The 8,625-nt window shown below is 47.5% G+C and carries 8 protein-coding genes; 2 read left to right on the top strand and 6 right to left on the bottom strand.

The annotated features are described in order from the left end of the window. Nucleotides 1-2 precede the first annotated feature (2 nt). From JMJ16_RS43635 to JMJ16_RS43620, 4 genes are all read right to left on the bottom strand, one after another. Entirely contained in the window at nt 3-731 is a 729-nt protein-coding gene (locus JMJ16_RS43635; RefSeq protein WP_201391825.1) for an aspartate/glutamate racemase family protein, read from the bottom strand. A gap of 108 nt (nt 732-839) precedes the next feature. After that, nucleotides 840-1,901: a MupA/Atu3671 family FMN-dependent luciferase-like monooxygenase gene (locus tag JMJ16_RS43630; protein ID WP_201391823.1), complete on the bottom strand. Its 1,062-nt coding sequence runs from the start codon at nt 1,899-1,901 to the stop codon at nt 840-842. Nucleotides 1,902-2,112: 211 nt separating this feature from the next. Continuing rightward, a complete protein-coding gene (locus tag JMJ16_RS43625) occupies nt 2,113-2,343 on the bottom strand; it encodes an MbtH family protein (protein ID WP_201391821.1) in 231 nt (76 codons plus the stop codon). 246 nt (nt 2,344-2,589) lie between these two features. Beyond that, entirely contained in the window at nt 2,590-3,210 is a 621-nt protein-coding gene (locus tag JMJ16_RS43620; RefSeq protein WP_201391819.1) for a response regulator transcription factor, read from the bottom strand. Nucleotides 3,211-3,538: 328 nt separating this feature from the next. Here JMJ16_RS43620 and JMJ16_RS43615 point away from each other — a divergent pair, with 328 nt between their 5' ends. Then, on the top strand, nt 3,539-3,730 hold the full coding sequence (locus JMJ16_RS43615) for a hypothetical protein (RefSeq protein ID WP_201391817.1): 192 nt from the start codon (nt 3,539-3,541) through the stop codon (nt 3,728-3,730). 52 nt (nt 3,731-3,782) lie between these two features. Here the strand turns inward: JMJ16_RS43615 and JMJ16_RS43610 are convergent, their stop codons facing one another. Further along, nucleotides 3,783-4,526, bottom strand: coding sequence for a thioesterase II family protein (locus tag JMJ16_RS43610; RefSeq protein ID WP_201391815.1), 744 nt, complete (start codon nt 4,524-4,526; stop codon nt 3,783-3,785). Nucleotides 4,527-4,634: 108 nt separating this feature from the next. Then, on the bottom strand, nt 4,635-7,202 hold the full coding sequence (locus tag JMJ16_RS43605) for a tetratricopeptide repeat protein (RefSeq protein ID WP_201391813.1): 2,568 nt from the start codon (nt 7,200-7,202) through the stop codon (nt 4,635-4,637). A 573-nt stretch (nt 7,203-7,775) separates the two neighbouring features. On the opposite strand from JMJ16_RS43605, the gene JMJ16_RS43600 reads away from it, so the two are divergent. Then, nucleotides 7,776-8,621 (top strand): metallophosphoesterase, encoded by an 846-nt coding sequence (locus JMJ16_RS43600; RefSeq protein ID WP_201392344.1) that lies wholly within the window; start codon nt 7,776-7,778, stop codon nt 8,619-8,621. Nucleotides 8,622-8,625: the final 4 nt, after the last annotated feature.

Genomic DNA, 8,625 nt, shown 5'->3' with positions numbered 1-8,625 from the left:
CTTTACTTTCCTTCTTGACAGGGCATTCTGGACAGTTGCCTGGCAATGATGGTCAGGGGATCAATACAGTTGTATGACCGCTCATCATTGGGTGTAGATACCAGGTAGCGAGAAAGGAGATGAAATTCGGTACAGCCAGCGACAAAAGCATCGACGTGATATGTATCCAATAAGTCTCGTACCATTGTGGAAGCGAGACCCACGTCCTTTCCAGCTTTGAGGTGATAAATCAATGCGTGGATCGCCTGTTGATCTTTTTCCTGGGGCAACACTATATAGCCTGAGCAGCTCTCCCACAACGGGTGACTCTGAAATAGGCGTAGCTGAAGCGTGGCGTTGGTACACAGGAACAGATGGGGCTCACGTTTCTCCTGTAGGGCAATAAAAATAGGGTCAAGCAATGAGATGATAGGCTGTCGCAATTCCCACGGGAGACGGGGCAACAGATAATGAAGGGTAATACAGCACACCACAATTTTCTGCACCTGCAAGCGTTGTAGGGCGCGCAATATCTCCACAAACATCTCAAAGACAATCTCATCCCGATGACCAAGAAAGGCCTCGGTACGATCAGGAACGGTGGGGTCGGAATACAGGATAAAGCGTCCCGCCTCTTGCTCCACTCCCTCTAGCGTAAAATCATAGAGCGTCGATAGGAACGCAGTCGATGCCAGAGGACCCATACCACCAACAATGCCAACCAGGTCGCGTTGCTGATATTGTATCTCCATACGTATTTCACCTTAGATGCATGAATTCTGGAACGCCTTTGCCATTCCAGGATGTACCTATGTGTTCAGGCAAGGCAAATTATGCAAACAGGAGGATGAAAGAAGATCTTAATCAGCGCAAGCCATCCTCAGATCATTGAGATACTCCAAATGCGCCAGCACCTCATCGTCATCTACGCCAAAATCAACAAGGCAGGCAATCTCATCAACACCGATCCCTTCCAATTGTTGGACCAGTGGCTTACACGTTTCGACAGTGCCCAGCAACGCAGCATTTGTGTAGTACTTTTCAAATGTAATATTTAAAAGCTCCTCCATCGTCGTTCCAGACGTTTCCTCATAAGGGACCTGGTGTCCTCCACTGATTGCCCCTCCTCCTTTAGCCGCCTTGTTCTCTAAACGGACCGCCGAACGTAGATATTCCTTAAAGGGGGCCTGCACCTTATTTTTTACCGCATCACGATCTTTTCCGATAAACGTATGCAGCATCAAAGAAACCTTGCGATCCGCCGCCTCAAATCCATTCTCCATCAGGGATGCACGATAAAACCGAATGTTTTTGGCCAGGGCTTTGATATCCTGCCCGATCATATGGGTTAACAGGTTAGCGCCTATGCTCCCAGCTTGGGTAAACGTTGCAGGATTGCCAGAGGATGTCACCCAGATTGGCAAATCCTTTTGAACTGGTTTTGGATAAACAGATAGCTCAACCTCTTTGCCAAACGTGTTTGGACGCAGACAACTCTCTCCTTGCCAGAGTCTCTGAACGGTATCAATTTGCTGAAACATCAGATCTCGGCGATCGTTATAGCGATCGGGATAGAACACAAAATCATTCACATTCCAACCTGACCCAAAGGAGATCGCCGCTCTGCCGTTCGAGAGATTATCCACCACAGCCCATTCTTCCGCTATGCGCAACACATCATGGAGAGGAGATACCAGACTACCAGCTCGAAGTTGTATCCTCTGTGTAATCATCGCGAGGGCAGAACTCATCACTGAAGGATTAGGAAAAATACCACCAAAGGAATCAAAGTGGCGCTCAGGTATCCAGACACAACAGAAATCATGGGTATCTGCAAACTGTGCTGCTTCAATGACTACATGGTACTTATTCTTGTTTCCGTCGTAGGGCTGGCTGGAGAAAAACATGATGCCAAATTTCATATCCACCTGCTCTCATCCCAAAAGTAGAGATATGCAATTAATCTCTAACACATTATCGGGTGCCAGACTCAATCCACTTCCATGTCAAAGCCAACAGAAGGAATCTATGATTACGCCATCAGGCGTAAGGCCCGGACCTACGACCAGTATGGGTGAGTAAGCTAGTGCAGTGATCAATCATTATTTTATCGTAGGTCACGGGCTGAGTAATCTAGGATGGTGTATCCTGATGAGCCGCCTCTTCCATTTTTTTGCGCAGGCTGAGCGGGCGCATATCTATCCAGGTCTCTTTGATATAGGCCAGGCACTCATCCTTGGGGCCTTCTTTGCCAACCTCGCGCCAACCCAGTGGAGGCTCACGATCAACAAACCAGATCGAATACTGCTCTTCATGATTAACTACAACCTTATAGGTATTTTTATCCTCTTCCTCATGTGGCATGGACGAAATATCTCCTTCTCTGAAACTAGTGAACCAGTCGAACCGCCAGATTTAAAAAGAAGTATAGCCTTTACTCTCATCATCAAACCATCCTCTGAGACGAGGATTTTTCTAGCGCAAAATACGTACCAGGAAAAGCTGCAATATACCCTCCTCTGGAGAGAAATATCATCCTCCCTGGTCCATTCTAAGCGACGCTGAAGAAAAAACATGCATATCAGGTTCTTTCTATTTTCAGAGGCCGAGCTAATTGCTCTGTTTCAAAAGCTTCGATTTTGGTTGATAGGGGAGGATATTTGGTTGCGGTTGCATTTCGCCCTGCTTACGAACCATATTTTTGATGTGCGTTTTGAGCGTCGCTTCGGAGATGTGCAGTTGTTGGGCAATAGAACGACGATCGATGCCGTTTTTTATCAATTGAGCAACCTCACGCTCACGTGGTGAGAGCGAGTTAAACTCATGGGCATCCTGCATATAGGTAAACATATGCTCCATAAACCAGGGGAGAAATACAGGGTCAAGCAGACAACTATCCTTTGTGGTATGTATCGCAGCAAAGAGTAAATCGGAAGAGAGGCTGGTTGAAAGATAACCACGAACTTTGTGTCTGTATGCCTTTACAAACAGGTCCATGTCTGGCTCATCAACCAAAAGAATAAACTTACTCATGGGTAAGACAGTGCACTCAGATGCAAGTGATTGATGAACAATGATCAAGTCACAACTGTAGCTGTGAAGCAGTTTGCGCAGATCTTCGCTTGTAAACGCTTCGTAAATATCTTTAATCTGCTCATCTCGTTCAAGAATGACACGAAGGCCTGTGCGTATTACTTCACGTGGCTCAGCAATGAGTATCCTTTGTTCCATTACAGTACGTTCTCCTCCGAGGGTCTTGTTATACTAATCACAAACTTTGTATCAAAGTGGGAAAACCCGCTTTGTTTTCAATGACCAGGACATCTATCGTAATTTCGTTATGGAACTGGTATGGTCAATAAAAATTGACTTCTCTTTTCTTCTCTCAGGGAGGATACCCCAGAGAAAGTGGTAGAACAATGACATTAAAAGGGCAAATAATATACAAACATGTATCATCTCAATAACAATACATGCTACAAAACACCAAAAAGATTCTTTTATACGCTTTCAATCCTGACTGCACGCATTGCCAGGATAATTTGGACGCCAGGGAAACATGATCCGTGAACAATTCCTTCGTCAGACGATGGTACATGTTCGAGCAACAGGCTATCGAGATGAGGTACATTTTGAAGAGGTCTCGCTTGGCTATCAAAAGGACTGGCAACAAGAAAAAGGGGTGCAGAATTATCTACGAGAAATTTTGCCGGGGCCACAGGCGCCCGGCAATGAGGCAAAAACGCAGTGATATCGATAACAGCGTTTCATGTATGGTACATCGAGTACACCAACACATGATATTAGAGAGCAGCAAGCAACTCACGAGTGATAACCTCGAGCAACTGCTCTCTGGCAGAATGCAGGAAGAAGTGGTTCCCTGGAAAAACGCGTTGGATAAATTGGCCGCGCGTCTCCAGATGCCATGCGGCCATATCCTCACGTGTCACTTCTTTATCCTGTAAACCACCATAAGCCGAAATAGGGCAAGTCAGCAGCGCTTGATCCTGATATGCGTATGTTTCGCTAAGGGTGAAATCAGCGCGTATCGTTGGCAGCAAGAGTTCTAGCAGTTCCTTGTTCTGCAATACCTCTTCGGGTGTGCCCTCTAGTTGCCGCAGTTTCTCGATGAACGTAGAATCGGGTAGATCATACGTAAAGGGCTCCCTGCGCTCAACTCGTGGTCCGCGTCGCCCGGAAACAAAAAGGTGTGCAGGTGGCGTATATCTAGATCGATTCAGCGTACGTGCCAGTTCAAAACTAACAATGGCCCCCATGCTATGCCCAAAGAAGGCATATGGGATATCCAGATATGGCAAAATGACCGGCACCAGCATCTCAACAAGTTGTGGACAATGGGTAATCAGAGTTTCAGTCAAACGGTTTTCGCGTCCGGGCAGCTGAAGCGCACAAAGATCAATCTGCGCAGGTATCATCTCCGACCACAAACGGAACACTGAGGCGCTCCCACCAGCATAATGAAAGCAGAAGAGGCGCAAACGAGCTTGTGGCCTGGGGCGATAATAAGGAAACCAGCGATTAGACATGGTAAAACTCTTTCAAGATTAAAATAGTAAAAAGTAAGAAGCAAGAACTTCACAAATACAACGCTCTTTTAGAGACTAAAAGAAGAAGAAGCTAAGGCGGGGGCGTCATCACCTCCTTGATACAGAAGTGAAGCAGTCAAGCCATTGCCTGACCTCATCTGCAAGTGGGCTTCTTATCTTCTCAAAGGTCCGCAAGCTCTTCTCACCCTCCTGCAAGGCCTGCCCTTTTTCATTACGAAACAAATGCACTTGTGCCAACCCATAACGAGCCATGGCTATATGAAGTCCATCCTCTTCAGGCGCACAGGCCAGCGCGGCCAGGAATATGTCTTCTGCTTTTTGGGCGTCTCTCCTTTTCAAGTATATCTTCCCCATTGCTGAAGAAATGCCACTCACAAAGTAACGATTGCCCTTTTGTTGCGCGAAATCGAGCCCCTCTTGAAGATAATCCATGGCCGTTTCATCCTCTTCTCGCTCAATCGCACATTCTCCCAACCTCAACAATATTACGCTGAGCGCTGGATGCAGGCACATTGAACGCGCCAGCCCAAGACTCTGCTGCAAATATGCTTCGGCCTGCTGATGCTCCCCACGTTTAAGGGCGAGATCACCCAGATCCAGGAGAAAATGACAGATTTCTGGACGTGAACCCATTTGCTGAGCCAGCGTTAAGCCTTTATGGAGATACCCCTCTGCTTCGGCATATCTTTCGTATTCACAGAGCGTGGCACCATATACACCACAAATATACATGAGAGATTCTGGCTCCCCTGCCCGTGTTGCGATCTTTAAGCCTTCTCGCCAATACTGTTCCGCCTGTGGCATATCTCCCTGACACTCGGCTGTGACCCCCAGGAGACCGAGCAATCGGCTCAGTTGTTTGGGAAGTCTGTTCTGACGGGCACACGAAAGGCCCTCAAGCAAATAGAGCCTGGCGTCTGCATATTTTCCTTGCAACAAAATGATGTGGCCCAGGTGAGCCAGGATCTCACACAAAAGCGCGCCAGCGTGCTTTTGGGAACGCAGCAAAGTGAGACATTCCAGTGCCAGTTTCTCTGCCTGCTCATAATGACCAGTAACTTTAGAGATATTGGTCAAATCCCGTAAAATCTCCGCCCTTCGAGGTATGTTAGTACTGAGCTCTGACGACAAAAGAGCCTGGTGGAGCAGGGTTTCAGATACAGTTTGTAGGCCACGATCATAAAGAAACTTTGAGCACGCCAGGGCACCCCGCATCACCAGATCATGCTGCTTGTACTCAAATGCTAACTGAACCGCCTTAGTAATAAGGTGTAGATCTTGCTCCAGTAAGCGATAGTCGGTCCTGGACTGCTCAGCAAACTTGATCATGTAGGAGAGCATACGCATTTCAGCTTCACTATTGCGTCCTTGCAAACGCTCATAATCAGAAATAACCTGGTGTATTTGATAGCGGCCCTGCTGGCCAATTTCAATCATCCCTTGATCCATCAGGTAGTCAAGCACATCCGCATTGACCGCAGCCACAGCCAGAGCAGCCTCCTCAGAAAATGTATCCGGTTTTGGTGGAAACACAGCCAGCGCGGATAACGCCCTGCGTGAACGCTCGTCTAATCGCTCCTCGCTCATATGAATAATCGTCTGCAAATTATACGATACATTAGAGTGTTGGTGTGTGTTTTGCTCATCACGTATCATAGGAAGCGCAAGTTGCAAGCGTTTCTCAGCCTCCTGCAGTTGCAAAAGAGCTGATTGAGTACGCCGACTCTGAAAGTGGCGTGTTTGAAGCAGCAGGTAATTACCAATCAGGATCAGCGCCAGAGGTAGCCCACCAACCAACTCAACGAGCATGCGTGGAGCGTCGGGACTCAATTCAACCAGAGCGGGTACTATTTGCGTAATCAGTTTGATCCCATCATCCAGGTTCAGTTCCGGAATCTGTTGTGCCTGATCTCCAGCAAAGTACAAGGCAATTTCAGGGATGCGTGTCGTAAGCAAGTAAGAGCAATAAGGGCCTCCTACTTTGCATTTAAGAGCCTCTTCAAGGCTCCAAACATCATCAATAATAAAAAGCATACGGCGCGTCCCGATAGCCGAACGCAAAGCGTACAACCATTCATCATAGCTATGCGGAGATTTGTTCCCACTATCTCCCAGACCAAAGAGCTTTCCCCAACGACTCAGCTCTGTCATGATATTGGCTTGAGGCCCCAAAGCGGCCCAGAGGATGCCGTCCTTGAAGTAATCACGTATCTCCGGATTATTCGCCAGTTCTACAATCAGCGTTGTTTTTCCGACTCCTGGAAGCCCATAGAGCGCAAAAAGCTGTCTCTCTTCCTGATGTAAGAGACGCTGAGCAAAATCTGCCAGTAGTTGATCCCTTCCTACAATGTCCTGAGCAGTAGAAAGGCGAAAAGGCAGCAGAGAATCATAGATGGGAAATTGTGGCTGGGCAATAACTGGTTCAGCTGATTCTTTAGAAAGTCCTAACTCTTTGAGAGATTTACCAAAGAGTTCACAGAGACTTTGACGATATGCTGATCCAGGTTGGGCAGTCCCGTTCTCCCAACGACTGATCATAAACGCATGCGGAGCACTGATACGATCAGCAACCTCTTGCTGCGACCATCCTTGCTCCTGGCGAGCTCTTCTTAGAAGAAGATTTGGATAAGATTGTGCTGCTTTTCTCACAGGCATGCTGAAATCCTTTTCGCGCATTCTCAATATATGTCACAGTATAAGCCGACGCTCTCCACAAAAGGAGAAGATCGAAGCACAACCTTTTGCTTTGATGTAACATCAACAAAGGCGTCACCTTCCATATGAATGAAGCCTGTTTCTCCGGGATCTATCGGTCTCATCCACAATATCAAACTGCACACTGACATCAGGAAATCTAAAAGTCCCGTTTTTATTTGTTCTTCTAAAAGAAGTAAATTTTCCTACGTATCGACCTTCTTGCAATATGTGGTCATTATACAAAAAATGAATACTCTGTTCCCTATACAAGATATACCGTATTTGGCCTTATTACAAGTATCCATGGGCACTCCCAGGGTAAAATTTCCTAGTAGCCTAACGTAGATAACTACGCTAAATATGGAAAAGGAAGAATTTGTCGCAGGTACCCCTGCATGCCTTTTTCGGAGATTGAAGCCAGTTTCCCCTGGCATAGAAAGAAGAACATGCTTATGATGCCTAGAATTGGGAAGTCCTGCTGGCATTAGCAAAAATAGAGACTTTTGGGTGCAGCTCTGGTACAATAAGACGATGAAACTCTACGCTATTAGTGACTTGCACATTGGGCATGCCACCAATAGGCAGGCGCTGGAGGAACTTCCTTCTTACCCGGACGATTGGCTGATTCTGGCTGGTGATGTCGGTGAGACCTTAGATCATCTGCGTTATGCCCTGTCTCTGTTGACCAGACGTTTCGCCCGGGTTATCTGGGTTCCTGGCAACCATGATCTATGGACTATCCCTTCTCAAAAAACATCCTCCGACAACTTGCGTGGTGACGCCAAATATGCTGCCCTGGTCTCCATTTGCAGAAGCTATGGAGTGCTGACCCCCGAAGATCCCTATGTGCAATGGCCCGGAGCCGGGACTCCATACCTGCTTGCGCCACTTTTTCTTCTCTATGACTATAGCTTTCGACCAGCCGAGATTCCCGAAGAGAAGGCGCTCGAATGGGCGCTTGAGGCCGATATTCTCTGTTCTGACGAGTATCTACTCCACCCCGACCCCTATCCCTCTAGAGCGGCGTGGTGCGCGGCACGCTGTGCATATACCGAAAGGCGCCTTCAATTAGTAGAGCCTACCACACCCCTGATCCTGATCAACCATTTTCCCCTTTACGAGCCCCTTGTGCGCCTTAAGCGTATTCCACGCTTCTCTCTCTGGTGTGGAACACGGCGTACCCATGATTGGCATAAGCGTTTTCCGACAGCGATGGTCATCTATGGACACTTACACATCCCTCGTACTGATGTTGTAGATGGTGTGCACTTTGAAGAGGTTTCGCTTGGTTATCCGCAACAGTGGAACAGAGAGAAAGGTATTCAGGGATATCTGCGCCAGCTCCTCCCATCCCTAACCGAAAGCTCCCCACGCTAAAGCC

Source organism: Ktedonobacter sp. SOSP1-52, assembly GCF_016587395.1.
Note: the sequence above shows the minus strand (reverse complement) of the source record. Positions and strands in the feature narration are given on the sequence as shown.

What these genes read in the sequence shown, in the direction of transcription:
- JMJ16_RS43615 (WP_201391817.1), top strand. Translation starts at nt 3,539, where the DNA reads ATGATCCGTGAACAATTCCTTCGTCAGACGATGGTACATGTTCGAGCA.
- JMJ16_RS43605 (WP_201391813.1), bottom strand. Translation starts at nt 7,202, where the DNA reads ATGCCTGTGAGAAAAGCAGCACAATCTTATCCAAATCTTCTTCTAAGA.
- JMJ16_RS43625 (WP_201391821.1), bottom strand. Translation starts at nt 2,343, where the DNA reads ATGCCACATGAGGAAGAGGATAAAAATACCTATAAGGTTGTAGTTAAT.
- JMJ16_RS43635 (WP_201391825.1), bottom strand. Translation starts at nt 731, where the DNA reads ATGGAGATACAATATCAGCAACGCGACCTGGTTGGCATTGTTGGTGGT.
- JMJ16_RS43620 (WP_201391819.1), bottom strand. Translation starts at nt 3,210, where the DNA reads ATGGAACAAAGGATACTCATTGCTGAGCCACGTGAAGTAATACGCACA.
- JMJ16_RS43630 (WP_201391823.1), bottom strand. Translation starts at nt 1,901, where the DNA reads ATGAAATTTGGCATCATGTTTTTCTCCAGCCAGCCCTACGACGGAAAC.
- JMJ16_RS43600 (WP_201392344.1), top strand. Translation starts at nt 7,776, where the DNA reads ATGAAACTCTACGCTATTAGTGACTTGCACATTGGGCATGCCACCAAT.
- JMJ16_RS43610 (WP_201391815.1), bottom strand. Translation starts at nt 4,526, where the DNA reads ATGTCTAATCGCTGGTTTCCTTATTATCGCCCCAGGCCACAAGCTCGT.